The sequence below is a fragment of the Chryseobacterium camelliae genome, assembly GCF_002770595.1.
GTDB lineage: Bacteria > Bacteroidota > Bacteroidia > Flavobacteriales > Weeksellaceae > Chryseobacterium > Chryseobacterium camelliae.
Genome location: NZ_CP022986.1, coordinates 1385466 through 1409525 on the forward strand (window position 1 = coordinate 1385466; position 24060 = coordinate 1409525).

The 24060-nt window shown below is 43.2% G+C and carries 25 protein-coding genes; 11 read left to right on the forward strand and 14 right to left on the reverse strand.

Annotation, left to right across the window (positions count from 1 at the left end; all coding sequences use genetic code 11):
- The first annotated feature begins 281 nt into the window (after nt 1-281).
- The 3 genes from CGB83_RS06270 to CGB83_RS06280 all read left to right on the forward strand — a co-directional run bounded on the left by CGB83_RS06270 (nt 282) and on the right by CGB83_RS06280 (nt 2400).
- The gene (locus CGB83_RS06270; RefSeq protein ID WP_100075047.1) at nt 282-860 is read left to right on the forward strand and encodes a 1-acyl-sn-glycerol-3-phosphate acyltransferase; all 579 of its coding nucleotides are present in this window, start codon (nt 282-284) and stop codon (nt 858-860) included.
- Nucleotides 861-988: 128 nt separating this feature from the next.
- Nucleotides 989-1414 carry a PaaI family thioesterase gene (locus CGB83_RS06275; protein ID WP_100075048.1) on the forward strand — a complete coding sequence of 142 codons (426 nt, stop codon included), beginning with the start codon at nt 989-991 and terminating at the stop codon, nt 1412-1414.
- Nucleotides 1415-1428: 14 nt separating this feature from the next.
- Nucleotides 1429-2400 carry a chorismate-binding protein gene (locus tag CGB83_RS06280; protein ID WP_100075049.1) on the forward strand — a complete coding sequence of 324 codons (972 nt, stop codon included), beginning with the start codon at nt 1429-1431 and terminating at the stop codon, nt 2398-2400.
- A 163-nt stretch (nt 2401-2563) separates the two neighbouring features.
- Here CGB83_RS06280 and CGB83_RS06285 read toward each other — a convergent pair whose 3' ends face one another.
- The 10 genes from CGB83_RS06285 to CGB83_RS06330 all read right to left on the reverse strand — a co-directional run bounded on the left by CGB83_RS06285 (nt 2564) and on the right by CGB83_RS06330 (nt 11315).
- Nucleotides 2564-2758, reverse strand: a complete 195-nt coding sequence (locus CGB83_RS06285; protein ID WP_100075050.1) for a hypothetical protein — start codon at nt 2756-2758, stop codon at nt 2564-2566.
- Nucleotides 2759-2763: 5 nt separating this feature from the next.
- Complete coding sequence (locus CGB83_RS06290) at nt 2764-3366, reverse strand: MarC family protein (protein WP_100075051.1); 603 nt, start codon at nt 3364-3366, stop codon at nt 2764-2766.
- Between the two features lie 44 nt (nt 3367-3410).
- Nucleotides 3411-5141 (reverse strand): BatD family protein, encoded by a 1731-nt coding sequence (locus CGB83_RS06295; RefSeq protein ID WP_100075052.1) that lies wholly within the window; start codon nt 5139-5141, stop codon nt 3411-3413.
- The gene (locus CGB83_RS06300) at nt 5141-5887 is read right to left on the reverse strand and encodes a tetratricopeptide repeat protein (protein ID WP_100075053.1); all 747 of its coding nucleotides are present in this window, start codon (nt 5885-5887) and stop codon (nt 5141-5143) included. Before CGB83_RS06300 ends, CGB83_RS06295 begins: the two co-directional genes overlap by 1 nt.
- 86 nt (nt 5888-5973) lie before the next feature.
- Nucleotides 5974-6981: a VWA domain-containing protein gene (locus CGB83_RS06305; protein WP_100075054.1), complete on the reverse strand. Its 1008-nt coding sequence runs from the start codon at nt 6979-6981 to the stop codon at nt 5974-5976.
- Nucleotides 6981-7973, reverse strand: a complete 993-nt coding sequence (locus tag CGB83_RS06310; protein ID WP_100075055.1) for a vWA domain-containing protein — start codon at nt 7971-7973, stop codon at nt 6981-6983. Before CGB83_RS06310 ends, CGB83_RS06305 begins: the two co-directional genes overlap by 1 nt.
- On the reverse strand, nt 7966-8862 hold the full coding sequence (locus CGB83_RS06315; RefSeq protein ID WP_100077516.1) for a BatD family protein: 897 nt from the start codon (nt 8860-8862) through the stop codon (nt 7966-7968). The genes CGB83_RS06310 and CGB83_RS06315 overlap by 8 nt, the downstream gene beginning before the upstream one ends.
- Nucleotides 8863-8938: 76 nt before the next feature.
- Nucleotides 8939-9802, reverse strand: a complete 864-nt coding sequence (locus CGB83_RS06320) for a DUF58 domain-containing protein (RefSeq protein WP_100075056.1) — start codon at nt 9800-9802, stop codon at nt 8939-8941.
- Between the two features lie 53 nt (nt 9803-9855).
- A complete protein-coding gene (locus CGB83_RS06325) occupies nt 9856-10311 on the reverse strand; it encodes a GNAT family N-acetyltransferase (protein ID WP_100075057.1) in 456 nt (151 codons plus the stop codon).
- Complete coding sequence (locus CGB83_RS06330) at nt 10311-11315, reverse strand: AAA family ATPase (protein ID WP_100075058.1); 1005 nt, start codon at nt 11313-11315, stop codon at nt 10311-10313. Before CGB83_RS06330 ends, CGB83_RS06325 begins: the two co-directional genes overlap by 1 nt.
- Nucleotides 11316-11565: 250 nt before the next feature.
- On the opposite strand from CGB83_RS06330, the gene CGB83_RS06335 reads away from it, so the two are divergent.
- The 6 genes from CGB83_RS06335 (at nt 11566) to CGB83_RS06360 (ending at nt 18247) form a co-directional block, all read left to right on the forward strand.
- Nucleotides 11566-12036, forward strand: coding sequence for a DinB family protein (locus tag CGB83_RS06335; protein ID WP_100075059.1), 471 nt, complete (start codon nt 11566-11568; stop codon nt 12034-12036).
- A gap of 147 nt (nt 12037-12183) precedes the next feature.
- Entirely contained in the window at nt 12184-12945 is a 762-nt protein-coding gene (gene rlmB, locus CGB83_RS06340; protein ID WP_100075060.1) for a 23S rRNA (guanosine(2251)-2'-O)-methyltransferase RlmB, read from the forward strand.
- A 24-nt stretch (nt 12946-12969) separates the two neighbouring features.
- The gene (locus CGB83_RS06345; RefSeq protein ID WP_100075061.1) at nt 12970-14016 is read left to right on the forward strand and encodes a DUF6263 family protein; all 1047 of its coding nucleotides are present in this window, start codon (nt 12970-12972) and stop codon (nt 14014-14016) included.
- A 17-nt stretch (nt 14017-14033) separates the two neighbouring features.
- Nucleotides 14034-14264 carry a hypothetical protein gene (locus tag CGB83_RS06350; protein WP_172954682.1) on the forward strand — a complete coding sequence of 77 codons (231 nt, stop codon included), beginning with the start codon at nt 14034-14036 and terminating at the stop codon, nt 14262-14264.
- Between the two features lie 57 nt (nt 14265-14321).
- Nucleotides 14322-16865, forward strand: coding sequence for a hypothetical protein (locus tag CGB83_RS06355; protein ID WP_100075063.1), 2544 nt, complete (start codon nt 14322-14324; stop codon nt 16863-16865).
- A 68-nt stretch (nt 16866-16933) separates the two neighbouring features.
- Nucleotides 16934-18247: a glycosyltransferase family protein gene (locus CGB83_RS06360; RefSeq protein ID WP_100075064.1), complete on the forward strand. Its 1314-nt coding sequence runs from the start codon at nt 16934-16936 to the stop codon at nt 18245-18247.
- Here CGB83_RS06360 and CGB83_RS06365 read toward each other — a convergent pair.
- Nucleotides 18232-18870 carry a hypothetical protein gene (locus CGB83_RS06365; protein WP_100075065.1) on the reverse strand — a complete coding sequence of 213 codons (639 nt, stop codon included), beginning with the start codon at nt 18868-18870 and terminating at the stop codon, nt 18232-18234. The genes CGB83_RS06360 and CGB83_RS06365 overlap by 16 nt on opposite strands.
- A 150-nt stretch (nt 18871-19020) precedes the next feature.
- Between CGB83_RS06365 and CGB83_RS06370 the strand changes: the two genes are divergently transcribed.
- Nucleotides 19021-19989 (forward strand): YpdA family putative bacillithiol disulfide reductase, encoded by a 969-nt coding sequence (locus CGB83_RS06370; RefSeq protein ID WP_100075066.1) that lies wholly within the window; start codon nt 19021-19023, stop codon nt 19987-19989.
- A 48-nt stretch (nt 19990-20037) separates the two neighbouring features.
- Here the strand turns inward: CGB83_RS06370 and CGB83_RS06375 are convergent, their stop codons facing one another.
- Both CGB83_RS06375 and CGB83_RS06380 read right to left on the reverse strand, forming a co-directional pair.
- A complete protein-coding gene (locus tag CGB83_RS06375) occupies nt 20038-22068 on the reverse strand; it encodes a TonB-dependent receptor (RefSeq protein ID WP_100075067.1) in 2031 nt (676 codons plus the stop codon).
- Between the two features lie 112 nt (nt 22069-22180).
- Nucleotides 22181-22399, reverse strand: a complete 219-nt coding sequence (locus CGB83_RS06380; protein ID WP_100075068.1) for a helix-turn-helix domain-containing protein — start codon at nt 22397-22399, stop codon at nt 22181-22183.
- 149 nt (nt 22400-22548) lie between these two features.
- On the opposite strand from CGB83_RS06380, the gene CGB83_RS06385 reads away from it, so the two are divergent.
- Nucleotides 22549-22671, forward strand: a complete 123-nt coding sequence (locus CGB83_RS06385; protein WP_100075069.1) for a SymE family type I addiction module toxin — start codon at nt 22549-22551, stop codon at nt 22669-22671.
- Between the two features lie 90 nt (nt 22672-22761).
- On the opposite strand, the gene CGB83_RS06390 is transcribed toward CGB83_RS06385, so the two are convergent.
- Nucleotides 22762-23991 (reverse strand): MFS transporter, encoded by a 1230-nt coding sequence (locus tag CGB83_RS06390; RefSeq protein WP_100075070.1) that lies wholly within the window; start codon nt 23989-23991, stop codon nt 22762-22764.
- Nucleotides 23992-24060 lie beyond the last annotated feature (69 nt).

Below are 24060 nucleotides of genomic sequence, written 5' to 3' on the forward strand. Positions count from 1 at the left end.
TGAAGGTGTGAATGGAAAGCAACCGTTTGAAATTCACACCCTTCTTCTCTCAGAAAAATAAAAAAAATGCTGTTTTGATATTGATATTTCACCAAATAGTTTTATCTTCGTACAAAATTAATAATCCCAACAAAAAAAATAATCACAATGGTACAGGTCGCATTAGAAATCGTTATAAAAGTCGTTGATTTCATCACCGGTTTGTTTTAAGAAATAATATTTCAATATATTTGTAAAGTATAACCACTTTGGTTATACTTTTTTGCTTTAATGTAAGATCTATGAAAACACTGATCGGCAAACTATTGCTGAAGCTTATGGGCTGGAAAGTCGTTCTGCAGGGCGATGTTAACGTACTCAACCGGTGCATCCTTGTTGTTGCTCCCCATACGCATAATATGGAGTACATCCTCGGCAACCTTGCCTACTGGTCCCTGAAAAAGCCCCTGAAAATCATTATTAAAGATGCCCATACCAAAGCATGGTACGGAAGCGCAGTGAGAGGACTGGGCGGAATAGGTATTGACAGGAGCCAGAAAAACGATCTGGTCAACTTCGTAGCCAAACAGTTTGAAAAAGATGATTTCAGCCTCGTGATTACACCTGAAGGAACGCGGAGCTGGGTACCGAAATGGAGGAAAGGGTTTTACCATATGGCACTGGCAGCCAAAGTTCCCATTGTTCTGGCAGCCGGAGATTTTAAGCGGAAAACCGTTTATCTGGGATACACCATCCCGTATGAAAGGATTGCTTCTGTTCCGTATGAAGAAATCATGGCAGAAATACAGGATTATTATATCAAGAATGACATCGGCCCGAAAGTTCCGGCCAACTGGAATCCGAATATTATGGGGAATTAGGAGTTAGATGTAAGATTTCAGACATCAGATATCAGACTTCAGACATTAGATAGCTTATTAAAATTATAGTATAGTTGTAAACTAATTACCCATTACTCATTACTTTTAACAACTTAAATTACAAAACCATGCAGGGCACCAAGGAAGAAATACTGGCATACATCAACGATTGGGGTGACGAAACATTTCCGAAAACGCTTGACATTAAGTTTACGGATATTGATCTTGAGAATGAGACCTTAACCGCAACAATGCCGGTTTTGCCGAGAATACATCAGCCATTCGGAATTATGCACGGCGGGGCAAGCTGCGTGCTCGCTGAAACCCTGGGATCAAGCCTGTCCAATATTTTTATCGACGGCGATAAATACTATGGAGTAGGCACCAATATCAGCACCAATCATTTAAAAAGTAAAAAGGAAGGAATAGTTACAGGTTTTGTACGGTTCATCAGAAAAGGGAAATCGATGCACGTTTCAGAAATTGAGATCCGTGACGAAAAAGGCCAGCTGATCAGCCATACCACAATGACGAATGCCATTATCCACAAATAAATCCTTCCTGATCCGTGGTCTATTTTAAATTCCCCTTCGATGAACAGCTGTACTCAACCGATGAAGATCCGAATGAAAATCATATAAGCTTTCATCCTTTCAACAGTTCAGAGGGAGTCCGGTGTCCCGGAAAGCTGGTTCAGGTGAATACAGGAACCTTGAACAGCATACCGGATCTTTTTCAGCCATTGCCGGAAGAAGAGCAGGAATACCGGGAAGAAACCCGGGAAGAATATATTGAAAACGTTCATCAGGTTATCCGGCTCATCAAAGAAAACAACCTGCCTAAACTGGTGTATTCCAGAAGAAAAATAGTTGGCGGATTCAGCGAAATTGATCTTCATGCCAGCTTCACCAATCTTTGCCAAGCCTACCCGAATGCTTTCAGGTACATCTTCAATAACGGCGGACATTCCTGGATGGGCGCATTCTCTGAAGTTCTGGGGAAATTCAACAAGTCTACCCATGAATTTGAAACCATGAGCCTTGCAGGCACTCTTCCGGTTTCAGAAGAATGGACGGAAAAGGAAATCGAGGAACAGAAGCCGGTATCGGTTTATATTAAAAATATTCTGGACCGTTACTCCAACGAAGTAAGCATTTCAGCAACCTATGACCATATTTCAGGCAATATCAAACATCTGAGAACGGATTTCAAGGCCAGGATAAAACCTGAAGACCTTGACCGGATCATAGCAGACCTCCACCCTACTCCTGCTGTTTGCGGAATTCCAAAGGACTTCTGTAAAGAACAGATTGAACGGACTGAAAAATATCCCCGCGAGCTCTACGCCGGGTATATCAGGATTGAAACTGGCGAAACAGTACAGTACTATGTGAACCTGCGCTGTGCAAAACTGTTCAAAGACTCGGTTCATCTGTTTGTAGGCGGCGGTATTACCTCCCAGAGTTCTCCTGAAAAAGAATGGAGAGAAACAGAGCTCAAATCTGAAGCAATTTTAAAAAACCTGATCCTTTTATCATAATACTTTCACTGCATCAGGCTGGCTGTACGCTGTAATGAATCAAATAGAATAATAGCTCGGACTAAGTCTTATTTTTTATCTCAATTCAAACTGACCGTCCAATAGAGGCCCATAAAAAAACCTCTTTCAAAATGAAAGAGGTCTATATATAAAAATATTCCGATTATTTCTTAACTCCTACTTTGCTCCAAGTATGTAACACGAAAAGCAAAATCAATCCGATCACTGCCGATGCAATGGAAAATACGAATTTTGAGTTGTCTTCGGATAACATATCCGATTGCCAGTCTAAAGCGTAGATGTTAATCGCTGTAAAAACAATGAACACTACCAAAAATACTTTATAAATCTTCTGCATGATTTTTAAAAATTAATATAATTCTGCACCAGCTGTGCAAAGTTTGCCGTGAATAATTTAATTGAAATAGCCAGCAGGATAATTCCGAAAACCTTCTGAAGGATTGCCAGTGTAGCCTCTCCCATTTTCTTCTCCATCCATTTCGCCGATTTCAGCACCAAATATACGAAAATTGTATTGAGAATAATCCCTAAAATAATATTGATATCATGGAATTCAGCCCTTAACGATAAAGTAGTGGTTAAAGTTCCGGCCCCTGCTACCAGCGGAAATGCGATGGGAACGATGGAAGCGGCCTTTACTTCGGTAGTTTTATGAATTTCAATGCCGAGAATCATTTCCAGCGCTATGACAAAAATCACAAATGCACCGGCAATGGCAAATGAATTGACATCCACGCCGATCAGCTTCAGGATCTTATTTCCTACAAACAGGAATACAATCATGATCAGTCCTGCGGTAACAGATGCCCTGCCGGCTTCTATCTGCCCGAATTTCTGCTGTAAGCTCACTACAATCGGTACAGAACCGATGATGTCAATCACGGCAAAAAGCACCATAAAGCAGGTGACAATCTCTTTTATTGAAAAACCATTAAAAATTTCCATCGTGTTACTTTTAAAGATTTCGCAAAAATATGAAAATAAACTGATTATTTGCTAATCTGTGAATAGAAATTAACGATACCTGTTAGAAGATCATCCAGTGCCTCAGCAGATTTTACAGGAGCATATTTTTCAATCTGTATTTTCTGTAACAGATTCCTGTATTCTTCTGCGATAACAGTACCTTTATAAGATTCCAGGAAAACTCTCATAGCCTCTGAAGAATTCTGTTGATACTGCTTCCTGACTTCAGCATCCAGCTCATCTGCCGTTTGAAAGAATCTTTGATAATCGCCGCTATCTTTAAGATTTTCCAAATAGCTGAAGTAATCATTGATATCACTCTTCATGCTCTCCCTGATCTTTTCTTCAGTTTCTGCTACAGAACCCAATGAATCTGCCGGTGCAGCCTTTTCATTTTTTCGCTGCTTTCTTCTCCAGTTCCTGAATATCAGGTACGCACCGAAAAGCCCTAAAAGGATCAGTACGTTAACCAAAAGTATGTTCCAGTGGAATTTATCCTTTTCTTTTACCTTGAATGAAGTGGTTTTCAGTACAGGAGTGTCAACGGTTTCAAGCAGGTTGTTGGTGTATTCATTGACCTTTTCAACCGTAGTACGAGCTTCCAGCACTTGTTCGTGGGACATGGCAGTCAACGCCAGCATTTTTTGTCCCAGATCTACATATTCTTTGTTTTCCGGGTTAAAAAAAGCAAATGGTTCTGTCTTTACCGAAAGCAGTCCTGCCTTTCTTGGAATAACGATATAATTAGCCAGGATCTCCCCTTTGATACCGGCAGTTCCCGGCACCACCTTAGACGTGATCTTCGGTGCAAACACCTCGTAATCCGGTGAAGGGAGTATTTTAGGCAGTTCCATATTGGTCAGGTTGCCTTCCCCGCTTACCTTAACGACAACATTTACCGGCTTTTTAGCCTCAATTCTTTCTTTGGACGTATTGTAAACACTGATATTAAAATCTCCAACAGCATTCTTAAAACCTTCCGGAGATCCTTCCGGAAGCTTTTTGACGCTGATCTTTACTTTATTGGAGGTCAGCTTATTCTTATTGGAATAGGAATTTAGCGATGCCGTAACTGCCGGAATTTCAACAGAACCGGACTCATTAGGAAAGATCATGAACATAGCAACCACCTGGGAAGAAAGGTTTCCGGGAGCTGAAGGATCAATTTCAGACCTTGCAAAGCTCACAGGCTGCACATCCATATTGTCCTGGTGGGGAAGACGGATATTCTTCACCTTCCTGAAATTGTCTATATTCCTTGAGTAGACTTTCAGGACGGCAATGGTGGGCTGGTCCTGATATACCTCCTTATCCTGTACCTCCATATTCAGATAGACATCCCCGGAGGCTGCGAGAGACTTTTTCTCTACATCCTTTACTACGATATCAAAAGGCTCGGTTTTATAGATTTTATTATTGATGGTCACCAATACGGACCCTATTTTCACTTTTCCTTTTTTCTTCGGCTCAAGCGCCACACGGGTAATGTACTGGGTAATGACGGTATTGGTTTCCGGATCCATATAACCGCTGTTAACGGATCCTGTGCCGATCATATTGAACTTTGACAAATCAGGAAGCCTTATCGGGGTCTGCTGGTTATATTCGCTTCCGTTAAGCTCCAGAACGATTGTCAGATTGACGATATCTTTTCCGCTGTAATCGGTTTTATCAGGCGTTATGGTAAAATTCACCTGCCCGTAAGCGGTTACGGATAGGAGAAGCGCAAGTATGTAAGTTAATCTGTACTGCATTACCAGTCTTTCTCGTTGCTTTCAGGCACCGAATAAGAATTCTTATTTAATATCCTTTTGGCGGTTTCTTTTTCTTTCTCGCCGATTTTATTCAATATGGAGTTTTCCACTTCTTTCGGCATATTGCCTTCATTATTTTTTTTAGGGTCCTGAGTGTCTCCCTGCGGGCCCTGTCCTTTGTTCTGCTGCCCTTTGCCCTGATCCTGCTGCTGGTCTTTAGGATTACCGTTCGGATCATCGTTCTGCTGCTGGTCTTTTCCGCCGCCGCCTTTGCCTGATTTTTTCTGCTGGTCTTTTTTCTGCTTGTTTTCCTTATCCTTCAGCATGGCAATCTCATAGTTCTTGCGGGTAGCTTCACTGTAAGGCTGCTGCTTAAGGGATTGTTTGTAAAATTGGGCGGCCTTTTCAGGATTATTGGTCTGCATGTAGGTATTGCCCAGGTTATGGAGTGCAGCCGCTTTATCCGGAATGGTCTGGGCCAGGCTTTGCGCCTTTTCAAATTCCGCTCTGGCTTCATCATATTTTTTCTGCTTGTACAGGGCATTGCCAAGGTTATAATGAGCCGTAAAATCTTTAGGATTGGATTTAAGCGCGTCTAAATACTTTCCGGATGCCCCGGAATAATCTTTACCATTGAACTTCTGGTTGCCTTCGAATACCAGTGTCTTATAGCTTTTCTGCCCAAAAAGGAATTCCGGGAACATCAAAGTAATAAAAAACGATAAAAAAATAAATTTAGTATTCATCTTGTGCAAAATTATTCCTTTATATGTTAATAAACAGGGGATTATTTGTTAAAGTTGGGTTAAAGTAAAGGCCATCAGATCATGCATCACACATTAAGATCTTTTTTGGGATTAAAAAGGTAAATCAGCATAAAGAAAAAGATGGACACAGCGAGGAAATACTGATAGTAATGGTTGGCATTCTGGGATTTCACCAGTGTTTCCGACGAAGCGGCATTTCTGGCCAGAGCGTCAATAATCCTTTCTGGGGCCTCATTGATGTTATTACCGTCGATAAAGGTTCCGCCGGTAGCTTCTGCCATCTTTCTCAGGGCACCCGTCTGCCTTTTGGAAATCACGGTCTGGCCATTCATATCGGTCTTGTATCCCATCAGCTGCCCGAAGACATATTCCGGTACGGGAGCACCTTCATCCGAGCCTATTCCAACGGAATTGATGGTAATTCCTTCTCTTTTAGCCAGCTGTATGGCTGCGCCGTCATTGCCTTCATTATCTTCCCCGTCACTCAGCAGGATTACTTTCCTGGATCCTTTGGCAACATTCTTAAATTTGTCTGCAGCGACGCGTATGGCTTTCAGGAAATCCGTTCCCTGGATCTGCATGGAATTGGTTTCAATAGCATCGATGTAAGTTTCCGCTGAATTATAATCCGTTGTAAGCGGCATGATGGAACTCGCTTCACCGGCAAAGATGACAATGCCTACTTTATCGTTCTTCATCTTCTGCATGGTTCCCACCATCAGGTTTTTAGCTTCAGTCAGGCGGCTGGGCTGTATATCTTCCGCGTTCATGGAATTGGAAACATCGAGCAGAAAAATTACATTATTCAGCCTCTGGTTGGTTTTCACCACTTCGGAACCATTCAGAAGATCAATAATGGAAAAGATAAGAAATAGGGTTCCCAACAGATACAGAGCCGGAAAAAATTTCGTAAAACCGGATTTTTTCTCAAACAGCTGATCATGGAACCGGCTGTCGGCAAACAGTTCCCTTCTCTTCTTCTTCCATTTCAGGTACTGCACCATTAAAACAGCCAGCAGCGGCAACAGCAACAGCAGCAATACATACCAGTAATTTCCCAAATACCACTCCATCAGCTCAAAATTTTATAAAACAACCATCTCATGAAGGCATCCAGAACCAGGGTTGCCAAAGCGATCCAGAGGAAAATCTTGAAATATTCCTCATAATTATACAGTTTAGAAACTTTTACATCTGATTTTTCAAGCTGGTTGATTTCGTTATATACTTCTTCCAGGCTGCTGTTCGAGGTAGCCCTGAAATATTTCCCGCCGGTCATCTGGGCAATTTCCCTCAGAACAGGCTCGTCAATCTTCACTTCCGCTTCGGTAAATACCAGTTCACCGAAAATATCCAGCTGGGTAGGCATCAGCGCATATCCATTGGTACCGATTCCGATAGCATATACCTTAATGTTGTTATTTTTAGCCAGTTCAGCAGCCAATTGCGGCGACATGGCATTTTCTATTGTATTCACCCCATCCGTCATCAGAATGATGATTTTGCTCTTCGCTTTGCTGTTTTTAAGGTGGTTTACCGCCACTGAAAGTCCTTCTCCGATCGCTGTTCCGGGCTGAAGCTCCAGGGGATTCAGATTTTTAAGCTCATCAATGACTACCTGATGGTCCGAAGTTACCGGCACTTTGGTAAAAGCCTCTCCGGAATAGGTCACAAGGCCTAAACGGTCATTAGGCCTTTTCTCCACAAACTTAATGGCGATATCCTTCAGAGCCGTAAGGCGGTCAGGCGTAAGATCCTTGGCCAGCATACTCAGCGATACGTCTACGGACAGCATAATGTCGATTCCCTTGGTATCGTCACGGTCCTGCGATATGGTAAAAGTTCGCGGCCTCGCCATTGCGATGATAAGCGCGGAGAGAATGATGTACTTGGATAGTTTCAGGAAAAACAATACCGCCTGTATTCCTCCGCTGGCCTGCATATTTTTAACGGTAGGCACTTTAATTCCCTTTCTCTTACTGCTGCTGATATCCCTGAACAGTACAGGGACAAGCAGAATGAAGAGAAGCAGAAACCACGGACTGTAAAACTCAAAATTAAACATCCTTCCTTAAGTTTTCAAATTCAATATCCTTGGACGATCTTTTTACAAACGCGGTGATATCCGCTAAATCCTTTTCCATGGTCCGCTGGTCCGGGAAGGTCTTGGCAAATTTCACCAGGTCCCCCCTCAGGAAAATATCTTCCACTACTTTTTCATTTTCTATCGAAATGGTATTGTTCTTTTTCATTACTTCAATCAGGTCATCAGTGAGCAGGACATCTGCAGGCAGATGATACTGACGGCTGATAAAGTTCCTGGAAATATCGATCAGCTCAACATAGAAAGAACGGTAGTTTCCGTCTTCAATATACTTTTTCTTTTTTAGGGACTCCAGTTCCTTCAGTGTCTGGTTGGTTGTAACCACCGGAGCGCTTTTAACCTTCCTGCCCCATTTGACAAAAGCAATGATAACAATAATCAGCGCGATAAGGGCAATGGCAGCGAGCACATAAAATTTGTAAAGTTCCCAATAATCCTTGATTTCCAGCTTCACCTCCTTATTTTTCATAATGTCATTGATCTGGTCTCCTTTCTGGGCCGTATTAATGACATCTATTTCATAAGGAATGGTTTTCAGAACCCGGTCGCCGACTTTAAATTCAAGTTCAGGAATGGTAAATTTCCCTTCTTCAAATACGGCAAACTCAATTTTTCTTTCGTAAGTGTCTGCATTCTGTCCGATACTGTCTTTGGTTTCTTCAAAGTGGAAAGGCAGAAGCTCATTTTTCGCAGCGGCCGTAACCTGCCTTCCGCTCAGGTTGTCAATCTTCACGGTGAAATGGTCAACTTCTCCTAAGGCTATGGTTTTCTTCTCAAGATTGGAAGAAAGGATCTGCGGAAAAACATGGGCGCAGATAAGAATACAAAATATAAATAATAGTTTCTTCAATGGTTCTTTTACATTTAAACAATATCCCTGTTGTTCCGAAGCATCCATATCAATGGACATTCCGGCACGTCAGGTTTTATTTTTTCTGAAAATAATTATACAGCATCCTGGAATAGTCCGTACCGGTACTGATATTCATAAAGCCTGCCGAACTGTTGGCAAAATCTTCTTCCAGAGCTTTCAATTTCTGTTTTTGTGCTTCGGCAAAAGTATAACGCCAGCGTGCGCTGGAAGTATTGGCCCAGATCTCTTTTCCCGTTTCGGAATCATACAGCAGGGCATACCCAACATCCGGAATGGCATTGTCTTTTTCATCATAAATGCGCAATCCCAATAACTGATGTTTTTTGGAAGCCACCCTCAGCATTTTGGAATCATACGCATCTTCAAAATCTGAAAAAAGGAATACCAGAGACTTCTTTTTAAAAATCCCCATCATATACTCCAGGGCTTTATCCACTTTGGATTCAGCCGGAACATAATCTGCCGTAAGGATCATGCTGATGATGGAAAGGATGTGTTTCCTTCCTTTCTGGGGCGGGATTACTTTATATACCTTATCAGCAAACAGGATCAGACCCACTTTATCGTTATTTCCTGCGGCAGAAAACCCTAAACTGGCGGCAATTTCGGCTACGTATTCCCTTTTCAGCTGGGTTTTGGTCCCGTAATCCATGGAGGCGGAAATATCTACCACCAACATCATCGTGAGTTCCCTTTCCTCTTCCATCACCTTGACGAAGGGCTCCCGGAAACGCGCCGTTTTATTCCAGTCGATCCTCCGGATCTCATCCCCGAACTGATAAGGCCGCACTTCTGAGAACGTCATCCCCTGCCCTTTAAAAGCACTGTGATATTGTCCCATCAAAGTAGCCTCCGTCTTTTTACGGGTACGGATTTCTATCTGCTTTACTTTTTTTACAATATCTTTAATCTGCATGGTCTAATACCGCATTCAAAACAAAGTTAAACTCAGGTTGTTTTTATATTGAGTTATTTCAATTCTATCGAGACATTCAGCCATTCATCATCAAATTTCGGATCATACTTTTTATAGAAGTTAATAGCCGGTTCGTTCCAGTTCAGCACCTGAAAAACCATTCCGGTGTACTTATTGGCCTTACCATATTCCAGTGTAGCCTCAAACAGCAGCTTTCCGATATTCTTTCCGCGCATCCTTTCCGTTACCACGAGATCTTCAAGATACAGTCTTTTACCTTTCCATGTCGAATACCGGCTATAATACAATGAGATCCCTACAATCTCTTTGTTAAGCTCGGCTACAAAAGCGCCCCATACAGGAGATGGGCCGAAGCCGTCTTCCGTGAACTGCACGAGATCAAGGGTAACTTCATGCAGGGCTTTTTCAAAAGCAGCAAGCTCTCTGATCAGCTCCAGCATTGAAGCACAATCTTCCCGAACCGCCTTTCTGATGATTACTCCCTCCATTATGGCGCCTGTATTTTCGCTAAAATCCTGTTGATGATCTCTTCCGTTGAAATTTCTTCTGCTTCCGCTTCAAAAGTAAGCCCGATCCTGTGTCTCAGGACATCCTTGGCCAGCTCTTTAACGTCTTCCGGAATAACGAAAGCCCTTCCTCTAAGGAAAGCATAGGCCCTCGAAGCAATGGCAAGATTGATGGAAGCCCTTGGTGATGCTCCGAATCCGATATAATTTTTCAGTTCGGAAAGCCCGTAATTTTCAGGATAACGGGTAGCAAATACCATATCCAGGATGTACTTTTCTATCTTTTCATCCAGGTAAATCTGATTAATGATCTCTTTAGCGTCAACGATATCCTGCAAACCGATTACCGGATTTACATTCGGCTGATGCGATGTGGAAACCATCCTCATGACCGTTCTTTCATCTTCAAATTCCGGATAGTCAATTGTACATTTCAGCATAAAGCGGTCGCTCTGTGCTTCAGGGAGAAGGTATGTTCCCTCCTGGTCAATCGGGTTCTGGGTTGCCAGTACGAGGAAAGGCTTTGGCAGCTTCATGGTTTCATCACCGATCGTCACCTGTTTCTCCTGCATTACTTCCAGAAGTGCCGACTGTACTTTAGCCGGGGCACGGTTGATCTCATCTGCCAGCACGAAATTGGCAAAGACCGGCCCTTTTTTTATGGAGAAATCGTTATCCTTGATATTGTAGATCATAGTCCCGACCACATCCGCAGGGAGCAGGTCCGGAGTGAACTGGATCCGTGAAAACTCTCCGTGAACGGCATCTGCAAGCGTTTTTATAGCCAGCGTTTTGGCGAGACCCGGCACACCTTCCAACAGGACATGGCCGTTACCCAACAGGCCAACCAGCAGGCGGTCTATCATGTATTGCTGACCGATAATCACTTTATTGATTTCCTGGCGCAGCAGGGTAAAGAGATAATTTTTTTCCTTTACTTTTTCCGTCAGCTGACGGATATCTTCAGCCTGATATGTATCTGACATAGTTCGTTTTAAAATAATGGGTAAATTTCTGATAAATACTTGCATTAATCAACATAATCGATGCCATTTTCTAGTTAAAGTTTGTTAAATATTCCGGCATTGATAACAGCTTTTGAGTAGCAGACAGACTGCGGTACAAGTCCATAATTTCTTTTTTTCATAAAAATCTATAAATTTTACATCAAACCCAGGTTCAAAAATTGTCATTTCCAGTTTATTAAACTATTTTTGGTGATTAAATTTGTGCAAAATGAACTATCATTTTCAGGCCCACAGACAGGTCAGAAAAAACCTTCTGGATATTTTACAGAATACTTCCTATGAAGACCTTTTGCTGATTCCGGACGGTTTCAACAATAATATTTACTGGAACATCGCCCATACCGTGGCGACTCAGCAGCTTTTGCATTATTACCTGAGCGGAAATCCCTTCAGAATAGACAAATACTGGATCGAAACGTACAAGAAAGGGACGCTTCCCAATCTCAACGTCCAGAAATCTGAGATAGAGGACCTTGAATTTCTGCTTACGGAAACTTCCAAAATCCTGATGAAAGATTATGACAGTGACTTTTTTTCAGACTATACGCCTTACACCACAAGTTTCGGAATGGATCTGAAGAGCATTCAGGATGCCATTATTTTCAATAATATGCACGAAAGCCTGCATTACGGCTATGCCATGGCTCAGAAGAGGGCTATTTTAGGAGAAAAATATTAGTACGCATAACAATCAGTACACCTTTTAGATGTAAAATTCCTGAAATACTATTATCTGATCTGATATTCCATCGAGAGATATCCAAAAGACTTCCGGAAACAAGCCCAGGTATCAATACAATTCAGGACAACCTTTATAGACAAATTAATGAATACGAACAACGATAAAAAAGACGATTTTATTTTCGGGCTCCGCCCCGTGATTGAGGCTATTGAAGCAGGAAAGACCATTGATAAAATTTTTGTGCAGAATGCGCTTCAGGGACCGATTTATGCAGAACTGAAGGCTGTGCTGGCCCAGAATAAAATCCGTCCGAACTACGTTCCGGTAGAAAAGCTGAACCGTTTTACGAGGAAAAACCACCAGGGCGTGGTGGCATTCATTTCAGATGTGCCGTTCCATAAAATTGAAGACCTGGTCCCTCAGCTTTTCGAACAGGGAAAGACTCCTTTCTTACTGATCCTGGACCGGCTTACCGATGTGAGGAATTTCGGTGCCATCTGCCGTACAGCAGAATGTGTGGGTATTGATGCAGTCATTATTCCTGAAAAAGGAGCAGCCCCTATCAATTCCGATGCGATCAAAACATCAGCAGGAGGTATTTATAACATTAAAATCTGTAAGGAGCCCAATCTTGCTCACGTAGTGGATTTTCTTCAGCAGAGCGGGATATCTGTTTTTGCCGCCAGCGAAAAAGCCCAGAAACTCATTTACGATGTCAGTTTTACAGAGCCTTGTGCTATTGTCATGGGCAATGAGGAAACAGGGATCTCAAAAGAAGTGCTCCACCATGCAGATGAGAAAATAAAACTGCCGATAGAAGGCAAGACCCAGTCACTGAATGTATCCGTAGCCTGCGGTGCCATTCTGTATGAAGCCGTAAGACAGAAGACGGTAAAAATCAATTAATCAACAACAAGCAAAAGCAATTTAATGAAAAACATAGCAGCAATCGCGCTTATCTCCATAGCCCTGGTATCGTGTAAAAAAGAAACCGCTACAGTCACCAAAGTAGATCCCAAAACCGGCAAAACGGTTACGGTGCAAGTTCCCGCAGATTCTGTGGCGAAAGTGGAAGCCAATCCCGCCATTAAAGATTCAGCAGGCATTTACAAGCAGACCTTTAAACTTGAAAAAGGAAAGACCTATCCGCTGACCACTTACCAAAGAGATGTAAAAACGATGACTGACCCTAAAGGTAAAACCCTAAACGGGATCAGTGAGTCTACCGATGAAATGACGTTTACAGTGAACGATATCAAAGGCAATGTGTATGATATCACTCTTAACCTTATTGCCAAAAGGAATTCCCAGACTTCTCAGGGCAAAACCGTAGTGGTGGATACCAAACAGCCGATTCCTAAAGAAGATGACCTTAAAATGATCTGGAATATCAACCGTGCACTTACCGGAAACAAACTGAGCATGAAAATGGACGATAAAGGAAAGGTAATTTCAATTACCGGTTTTGAGCCTGTTTACACTAAAGTTTCCAATGCCGTGGGAACCCTGATCAAAGATGCCGACCAGAAGGCAGGTATCGTTGCCAGCCTGAAGGAGACCTTCAACGAAAAAGTACTGCGGGACCAGTTCAATAAAAACCTGACCATCATCCCTAAGAAGGGCGTGAAGATCGGGGAAAAATGGTCGACTTCTGAAAATGCGGATGCCGGAGGTAAAATTAAGGTAACTTCCAATTACGTCCTGAAAAGCGTAGGAAATGGCATTGCAGAAATTTCTGTGACCGGAGGGATCCCCAAGAAAACCGAAAAGCAGGCACAGGGTCCGGTTACCCACAGCCTGAGCAGCGAACTGACCCAGAACGGAACGATAAAGTTTGATGAAAACACGGGCTGGATCACCAACCAGAACATCAATGTAAAAACCACGCAGGTGGAATCCATTTCAGACGGAAAACAGTCACAGTCTATGCAGAGCGTAACCAATTCTTCCGTCATGGTAAATCCGTCTGCAAAATAATATAGACAGTCAAAATCATGAAGTATATTTTTGAGTTGGTACTCATTACCATCATTATTTATTTTGTGTGGAACATCCTGAAGAGGATTTTCTTTAAAAAGTTCCACAGCTATATGTTTAATCAGAACCAGAACACCAGAAACAGACAGCAGCAGGATATTCACAACTCAGATAAGGATACAAACAAAGGCCTGAACTGGGATGCGGAAACGGTGGAGTATGAAGAGGTAAAGGAAGAGAAAAAATAAATAACCCAGCCCTTTCAGAGTTTCGGATTCTGAAAGGGTTCTCAAATTAATTAATGTATGCTTAAAAAAAATAAAAACCTGGTTTTCATTCTGGCAAGTCTGGTGGTATTCATCATTCTTGCTTTTGTATATGCCAGTCCCGTACTCAGCGGAAAACAGCTGTTCCAGCATGACATCGTTCAATACAGGGGTGGCGCCAAAGAGCTTCTGGACTACCGTGCCGATACCGGAAAGGAAACCTACTGGAGCGACTCTATGTTCGGGGGAATGCCTACCTATCAGATGGGAAGCCAGTTTAAAGGCGATGTGATCAAAAAGATCGACAGCTGGCTGAATTTCCTTCCGAGGCCCGTGAATTACCTTTTCCTGCTTTTTGCCGGATTTTTCTTTTTGGGAATGGTCGCCGTACGAAACTGGAAATATGCACTTCTGGGCGCTACCTTTTTTGGGCTCTCCACCTATTTTTACATCATTATCGCGGCAGGACATAACGGGAAAGTGAATACCATTGAGTATTTCGCCCCTCTCCTCGCCGGAATACTTCTCGTGTACATCCGGAAACAGTATATCTGGGGATTCATTGTAACAACTTTGTTCATGGGACTTCAGGTTGCTGCAAACCATCCGCAGATGACCTATTACCTGTTTCTGGCCTTAGGATTCTTATTCCTTTCAGAGCTCATCAGGACCATCCAGAAGAAAACACCAGTGAAGCATTTCCTTATTTCTTCGGGAATTATTGCAGCTTCATGCCTGATCGGGGTTGGAATGAATTCCCAGAGGATCATGGCCAATTCGGAATATATAAAAGAAACGGTACGCGGAAAGCAGATCCTGACGAACGAAAGCAGTACGTCCGGTAAATCCGGGATGGATAAAGAAAGCATGCTGATGTGGAGCTACGGCCAGCTGGAGACCCTGAACCTGTTCATCCCGAGACTGATGGGCGGCGGAACACAGGAGCCTGAAGGAAAAGAAATGATGAACCGCGTACAGGAACTGGTGCAGGAAAACGTATCGAGCCAGTCTGAAATGGATCGTATTTCCAAAGGCTTCAGCGGCATGACCTACTGGGGAGACCAGCCCGGAACTTCCGGACCTGCGTATCAGGGAGCCATTGTCTGTTTCCTTGCGGTGTTAGGATTTTTCTTTGCCGGCAGGAAATACAGGTACTGGATCCTCGGAGCTTCAGTACTGACTGTCCTGCTCGCCTGGGGAAGCAATTTCATGCCTCTGTCAGATTTCTTTATTGATTATGTCCCGTTTTATAATAAATTCAGGGCTCCGTCATCTATTCTGGTAGTCGTAGAACTCCTCTTCCCGCTGATTGCCATCATCGGGCTCTACAAGTTTTTCACTGATGAAAAACTGACGGAAGAATACAAGCAGAAGATCCTCCTGTATGTCAGTGGCACAACTTTAGGCCTGCTGCTGATCCTGTTGTTCTTCGGGAAATCACTCCTGGGCTTCCATACGGCAAACGAAAAGATGTACTTCCCGCCTTTCCTTATGGATTACCTGGTGGAAGAACGGTATAAACTCTTCAGGATCGATGCAATCAAAGCATTTTTCTATGTGACGATAGCTGCTGCTGCACTGTTCATGGTGCTTAAAAACAAGCTCAGCCAGAACGTGGCGCTGATCATCATCGGGGCGGTAAGCCTTTTTGATTTATGGACCGTAAACAAGCGTTACCTGAATGATGGAAATTACGTCGACAAGGTTTTTGCAGAAAATCCTTTCCAGACAGAAACTTCAGAACTTTTACAGGAAAAGGTACAGGGCAATCCTAACCTGGAACCTCTCCTGGCGCATGTCAATGTCAACAAAACCCTGGAAACCATCGCAGAAAAAGACCAGACCCATTACCGGATCTTCAATAATATCCTGGGTACATTCAGTGAGACCAATACCTCTTACTTCAAATCCTCCATCGGAGGATACCATGCGGTAAAACTGAGGAGGTATGATGATGTCATCAATGAATATTTCCAGGTTATGGATTCGGTAAAAGTACCGAATGTCCTGAACCTGCTCAATGCCAAATACTGGGTCGTTGGCGGACCGGAGCAGCCTCAGGCACTTCCGAATCCTAAAGCGAACGGAAATGCGTGGCTGTTAAGTGATATCAAATTCGCCAATACACCCAATGAGGAAATTAAATCCATCGGAATCATCGACAGTAAGAAAACGGCGGTTGTTGCTGCCTCAGACCGGAAATACTTTGACGGCAAACCTGTTCAGGCAGATCCGGCGGCGTTCATCAATCTGACGAAATACCAGCCGAATGAACTGGAGTTCAAATCCCAGTCTAAAACGCCGCAATTAGCTGTATTTTCTGAAATTTACTATCCTCACGGATGGAAAATGTTTGTGGATGAGAAAGAAGTTCCTTACATCAAGGCAGATTACCTGCTTCGTGCCGTGCATGTACCGGCCGGAGCCCATAATATCCGTATGGTGTTTGAACCTGAGGTCATTGAAAAGGGGAAATGGATATCCCTGCTGTGCTTCGGGTTGTTCATCCTGCTGAGCGGTGCAGGAATTTTCTGGATGAATAAAAATAAACCCCGGAAAATTACCGTTGAGGAAAAAATATAAATACAACTGCGGGGCTTCATGAAAATGACAGCCCCGCATCATGAAAATCATAACTGTGTTTTATCATTATGCAGCAGAAAAAAGTTCTTATCATCACCTATTACTGGCCTCCTGCAGGTGGACCGGGTGTACAGAGATGGCTGAAATTCGCAAAATACCTTCCGGAATTCGGATGGAAACCGGTCATCTACACGCCTGAAAACCCAAGTTATCCATTGGTAGACGAAAGCCTGATGAGCGACGTGCCTCATGATATTGAAATCATCAGAACGAAAATCTGGGAACCGTACCAGCTGGCAGAAAAGCTGAATAAGAACAATAAAAAATTCAAGGCCGGCCAGTTTGATGTCGGTAAAAACCAAAACTGGAAATCCAGGCTTTCCATCTGGGTACGGGGTAATTTCTTTATTCCCGATGCAAGGGTATTCTGGGTTAACCCATCTGTGAAATTCCTGGAACGTTATCTCCAGGAACATATGATTGATGTCCTCGTTACTTCAGGGCCGCCCCACTCGCTTCACCTGATCGGTTTAAACCTTAAGAAAAAGTTCAGTACCCTGAAGTGGATTGCGGATTTCCGGGATCCGTGGACGGAAATTTCATATTATAAACACCTTAAACTCACTTCCCGTTCGGATATGAAACACCGCCGGCTTGAACAGGAAGTTTTCGCAAAGGCTGACCTGACCCTGGCGACCAGCTACAGCGATGCGGACAATTTCCGTAACAACGGAGCCCATGCTTTATGCATTACCAACGGATTTGATGAAACCGATGCCGGAAGAAGCGGAAAAAGTGCAGATAAAAAAGCTGCCGGAGATAAGTTCACATTAAGCTACATCGGTGTCCTGGAGCAACTCCGGAATCCTGAGATCCTATGGAATGTACTGATTGAACTCGTGGAGGAACAACCGGATTTTGCCCGAGAATTCCAGCTGAAATTCGCAGGCAGGGTAGATAACAGGATCCTCGATTTCCTGATGGCCTCAAATCTTAAAAGCCACATAACCGATCTTGGTTACGTTTCCCACGACAGAGCCGTTGAAGAAATGAGTCACTCAGACCTGCTTTTGATCACCAATTTTCCGGATCCTGCATCCAGAGGCATTATTCCCGGAAAGATTTTCGAGTACCTCGCTACCGGTAAGCAGATCATCTCTTTCGGCCCGGAAGAAGCTGATGTAGCTAAAATCCTGGATGAGAGCCAATCGGGAAAACACTTCAGTTACAACGATGCTGAAGCCGTGAAAATTTTCATTCTTGAACAGTTCAGTAACTGGAAAAGCGGGGTTATCCCTGAAAACAACCGCAATATCAGTCAGTTTTCAAGAAAAAACTTAACCGGCACATTAGCAGAAGTCCTGGATCAGATGGTCCACTGATCATTGATGATGGCGGTCAGGTAATAGGTTCCCTGGTACGGTTCAAAAACCATACGGAGCGTCTTCCAGTCCATTTCATGGTCCGCATCCGGGGCTTTGATGTAATTTTCTGTAAAATCCGCTTCTTTATATACTTCTCTGAGATTATTTAAGGAATTCCCTGCCCCACTGAATTCATTAAAGGTTAATTTTCCGGTGGTAAAATCTCTGGAATATACCCATTTAGAAAGATAATCCCTGAGACTTGCTTTGTATAAATCTCCGGATCCATCCATGGCACCCCAGGTAAACAGGGCCTTGGAAGGCAGGTACTTTTCAAATTCCGCCCTGGTAAAATGCTTGTCTTCCCCGGGACTAACAAATGCATACATGGAGAATGTGATGCCTTTTTCAGGATGGATGTAGGCTGAAAGCTTATTGTATTGCTTATTTTTAAGGATCTGCAGGATTTCATTGTTCAGCCGGGTAATGGCTTCTTCCCTGTTCATTTCGGGTTTGTTCTCTCCTGAAACTTTCTGCTCTGTCTGAGTACTGTCCTGTTGGTTTGCCACAGGCTTTTTCGGTGCTTTTTTACAGCCCAGGATACTTCCTGCGATGATCAGTGACATGAGTATCTTTTTCATTTGTCTTTTTGTTTGCTATAAAGCACCAAATCCGGTGCCATTTATGAAGCACATGAACGGCTAAGGTATCGTCTCGCTTTACGGTTTATACGGTTTTTGTTCTTCTGCAGAAATGGTATGTAATTTATAAATACATTGTACCTTTGTTATATGGAAATGCTGGATATTCTCATCATCGGAGGCGGCCCGATCGGCCTGAACTGTGCACTGGAAGCACGGAAACATCATCTGAACTATCTCATCATAGAGAAAGGCACCATTGTCAATTCCCTGTATCATTATCCTTTATACATGAAGTTTTTCTCCACCGCCGAAAAGCTTGAAATCGGTGAGATCCCGTTCATCTCTGCGGCTACCAAGCCGGGAAGGCAGGAAGCGCTGGAATATTACCAGGGCATCACCCGGCAGAAAAACCTCAATATCCGTCTGTACGAAAAGGTATTGAATGTGATCCGTCATGAAGGATACTTTGAAATCAGGACAACAAAGGCTTCCTATCAGGCTAAAAATGTAGTCATTGCTACCGGATTTTATGACATTCCGAACCTGATGGGTATTCCCGGAGAAGAACTGCCGAAAGTAAAGCATTATTACACCGAGCCCTATCCTTATGCCCAGCAGAAAATAGTGGTTGTGGGTTCAAGCAATTCAGCAGTGGATGCTGCTCTGGAAACATACCGGAAAGGTGCTGAAGTCACCATGATCATCCGGCATGCAGAAATTTCCCCTACCGTAAAATACTGGGTGAAACCGGACATTGAAAACAGGATCGCAGAAGGAAGCATCAAGGCACATTATCATTCGGTACTTACAGAAATTAAGGAACATTCCGTTGTGTTCCGAGATGAAAGCGGGACACTCCGGGAAATCGATAATGATTTTGTGCTGGCTATGACCGGTTACCTTCCCGATTTTGATTTCCTTAAAAACTCCGGGATAGAATTGCAGGGTGACTGCTTAAACCCGTTCTACCATCCGGAAACGATGGAAACCAATGTGAAAAACCTTTACCTGGCCGGTGTTGTGTGCGGAGGAAAAGATACCCATCTTTGGTTCATTGAAAACTCCAGAATACACGCTGAGATGATTGTAAATCATATTCTTTCAACATCAAAATGATCCTTATATTAATGAACCTAAAATGTAAGTCTGACATTTTCCCTTTACCTAAAACTCAACTTTAACCCCGAAAACAAAATTCCTCTTTGCTGCCGGATTGTAAAACCGGTTCCCGAACGCATTGATATCGAATCCTGAAACATACTCCTCATTGTACAGGTTCTGCACCTGTAATTGCAGGCTCACCCGTGTATGCTCAAAGTATATGGGATACCTGAACTGGATATTGCCTATGAAACCGGATTCCGACCACACCGAATTGGCATCATTCAAAGGAATTGCTGAAGTATAAAAATGGGAATAGTCAATGGACAGTTTTTTGAAAAAGGTGAAATTCAGTAAAGAGCTGAGTGTGGTTTTGGGAACGCCTGTCAGGTCATTTCCGGAAAAGTCGTTTTGGTTCTGGCGATAGTCTTTAAAACTGAAATCATAGAAGCTTCCTGAAAACCGGAACCGGAAATGGCTCAGGAAACGATTCCTGAAATTGAAATTCCTGGATTCCAGGAGCAGTTCCAGGCCTTTCTGAACGGTTCCGCCTGCATTCACAAAATATTCCTGCCCTGCTTCATTTTGCCTCCGTACAATAGCATCCTTCAGCCTGAAATCAAAATAGCTACCTTCAACAAAAACAGCATTCCCGAACTCTTTCCGGATGCCGATTTCCTTATTCCAGCCATATTCGGGATGAAGCCCGAGGTTAAATTCCTGATTGGAAGACCGGATTTCCTCATTGGTGGGTGCCGAATTCCCTTTCCCGATTTTAGCCCTCACCGAAAGCCTTTTGGTAATAAGGTACGTCAGTCCGAAATTCGGGAGCCATTGATTCTTAAAATGGACATTTCCCTGTTGACTGCCTGGAAAAAACCGTTCCCATTCATAGGCATTGGAATTCAGGCTCAGAGAAACATCCGTAAACAGCCTGTCGTAAATATTGAGCTTCTGGGAAATAAAATAAAAACCTGACCTGTTTTTAATCCGGTCAAAATTCTGTGGGTTCCCTTCAATTCCCCTGTTGTTATCGTAATTCTTCACCAGGATATCATTCAGTCCGCCTTCAAAACCGAGCCGGTAAGCCAGCGAAATGTATTTCCAGTTCTTTTCATAATTAACGTGGGTTCTTACCGCAAAATTCTTCTCAAAACGGTTTTCAAAATTGGTAATAAAAGGGTTTTCAAAATCTACATAAGATCCCTGGACCATTATAAAATGGGAAAATTCCGGGGTGAACTGATACTGATGGGAAATTCCTGTCAGAATCATCCGGTTGCGGATGCCTGCATGCTGCTCCCGGGCTCCCGGCGTTGTTTTGGTAGCCGGTCTTGCCTGTCTTCTGTCAGACTGCATCTGTTCCAGCGTCAGTCCGCCCGGCGTTTCATAGTCAAGATCACCCAAAAGCAGCATTGCTTTCAGGTTCCCTTTTTCTGAGTACCGGAAATGATCTTTCAGGAATACCTGCATCCGCTGGACGGATGACTGCTCACGGTAAGAATCTGTGCGGTAATAATTCTGGAATAGCTCAATAAAATGCTTTCCCAGCTGTTTTGAAACATCAATGCTCTGACTGAACATTCCGTAACTTCCGATCGCCGCGCCGGCAGAACTGTGTTCCGTATTCCGGGTCTGGAGAAGCACTGTTCCGCCTGTTACCGCTCCGTAATCACCGCTTTCAGGGCCTTTATATACTTCCATCCTGTTGATAAGCTCCGGCGAAATGATATTGAAATACGTATTACCCGAAGCATCGGAAAGGATAAAATCATCCAGGTATACTTTTATGTTCCGTACCCCGAACGGAGACCTGAGCGTACTGCCCCGGACAGAGATCCTGTAGCTTCCCGGAGAACGTTCTTCCATTCTGGCTCCCGGAACCTGATTAAAGGATTCCAGCAATCTTTCCGGGGTATTCTGATTCAATAGTGTCCCGGAAACAACAGCAGCAGATTTGGTAGAAGCCATGAAAGGGACCGGTTTCTTATAGGCATCAATCCGCACTTCCGATATCAGTGTCGCAGAATCTTTTTCCTGAGCATACAGGACAGAGCCGGAAAATACAGTAAGCAGCAAGTATAGTTTCATCATCGCTATAGATGAGCAAAAACTGTTCTTTTTATGCTGATCAGAGCAAATTACCGAAAGACTTTAACATCAAAAGCGATATATTAATTCAGGTTACTCAAAAATAATCTGATTTTCAGGATAATTTGACCAGTTCAGGAAGGGAGATTTCCAATGCGTTGGCTACTTCCAGCAAAGTATAAAGGGTAGGATTAACTTTACCGTTTTCCAGCTTTTCAATGGCCTGCCGGTCTTTGTTGCAGGCACGGGCAAGGTCAGACTGGCTCCAGCCCTTTTGTTCACGAAGTCTGATGATACGTGTACCTAATGCTTTTTTTAGTTGATCTCTGGTCATGATTCAAATGTCAGCCAATTTGCTGACAAAGATGTCATATTTTTATATGACATAGCATTATTTGTCTTTATATTGTAATATAATTATATGACAATGACCACATCAAGAAAATTAAAAGTTCAGAAAAATATCAAACCCGGACTTACGGAATGGTGACTGTTCCTGAAATAAGACTTACGGGAAAATGGCTTATCCGGTCAGGATTTGCGGAAGGACAACGGGTCAATATCCAGCAGAGAAAAAACATGATCATCATCACCATTGATCATTAAAACTTAAAGCCATTGAATTCTATATACCTTTTTCATTATAAATACTATTAACCCTTTAAGTACTTAAAGGGTTAATAGTAATCTGGCGGATTAATTGTGTATCTCTTTCTTATGACGGAGCATCCATGGGACAACATAATAAAATGCAATGGCAACGATGGTTAACACCACTCCGGTCCCGATCCACAATACGGTAAAGCCGAATTTTTCAGCTATAAATGTTCCGAGGGAAGGCGTGATGATGAACGCAATGGAAAAGGAGATGCCAGTCAGTCCCATATACGCACCTTTGTTGTTTTTTCCCGCACGTAACGCCGTGATGGTCGACATAAACGGGAGTGCCCAGATTTCTCCCACACAGAGCAGGCTCATGGAAACGACCAAAGCAACCATGTGATGACTAAAGCCTAAAAGCGCATAGGACAAACCACAGATCAGTGTTCCCAAAAACATGGTTACAGCCAGGCTGAAATATTTTTCCGCTACCTGTACCAGCCCCATTTCCAGCAATACCACTAAAAATCCGCTGTAGCCCAGGATATAGCCTATATTCTGCTGGCTCAGGTGAGCAGAATCCTTATAGAAAATCGTAAGGGTACTGAACAACTGAAAGAAGCAGATGGAAAATACCATGCACAGGAAACAGTACACCATGAATTTGCTGTCGCGGTAAGGCGAACCTTCTTTTTTTAACTCAATGGCCTCCTTTACTTTTTTAACTTTCAGCCTGGCCAGCTTATTACGCTTCCTGAAGAAAACAATATACAGGATCCCTGCAAGCAATGCCGTAAGTGCGTTACTCAAAAACAGGAACTCATAAGAAATCGCTGAAAGAATCCCTCCCAAAGCCGGTCCGATGGAAAACCCCAGGTTTACAGCCATACGGTTAAGCGAGAACGCACGGGTAATATTTTCTGGTTTCGCATATTTTGTAATGGCCACGGAATTCGCGGGCCGGAAGGATTCGCTTACGATACTCTGGAGCAGGATAATGGCCGCCACTCCCGCTTCTGTATTGAAAACAGGAATTAGGCAGAACAGAGGCACACTCAGCAATAAGCTCAGGTACTGCACTTTATATTCCCCTATTTTATCGGTAATAAACCCTCCCAGCCAGGAACCGATTACGGAGCCGATGCCGAAGAAACTCAGTACGATTCCGGTATTTTCTATGCTGAAATGCAGGTGATTGATCATATACACTCCCAGGAATGGCAATACCATGGAACCGGAGCGGTTGATCAACATGACCAGGGCAAGCATCCAGCTTTCGGTGGAAAGTCCTTTAAAAGAGTTGGTATAAAGACGTATCAGTTTCATAATTTTTATTTTTAATCATTTGTTTGTATGTTTTAAAAAGCCCTACAGCCGCAGCCCGGCTTGAACGGA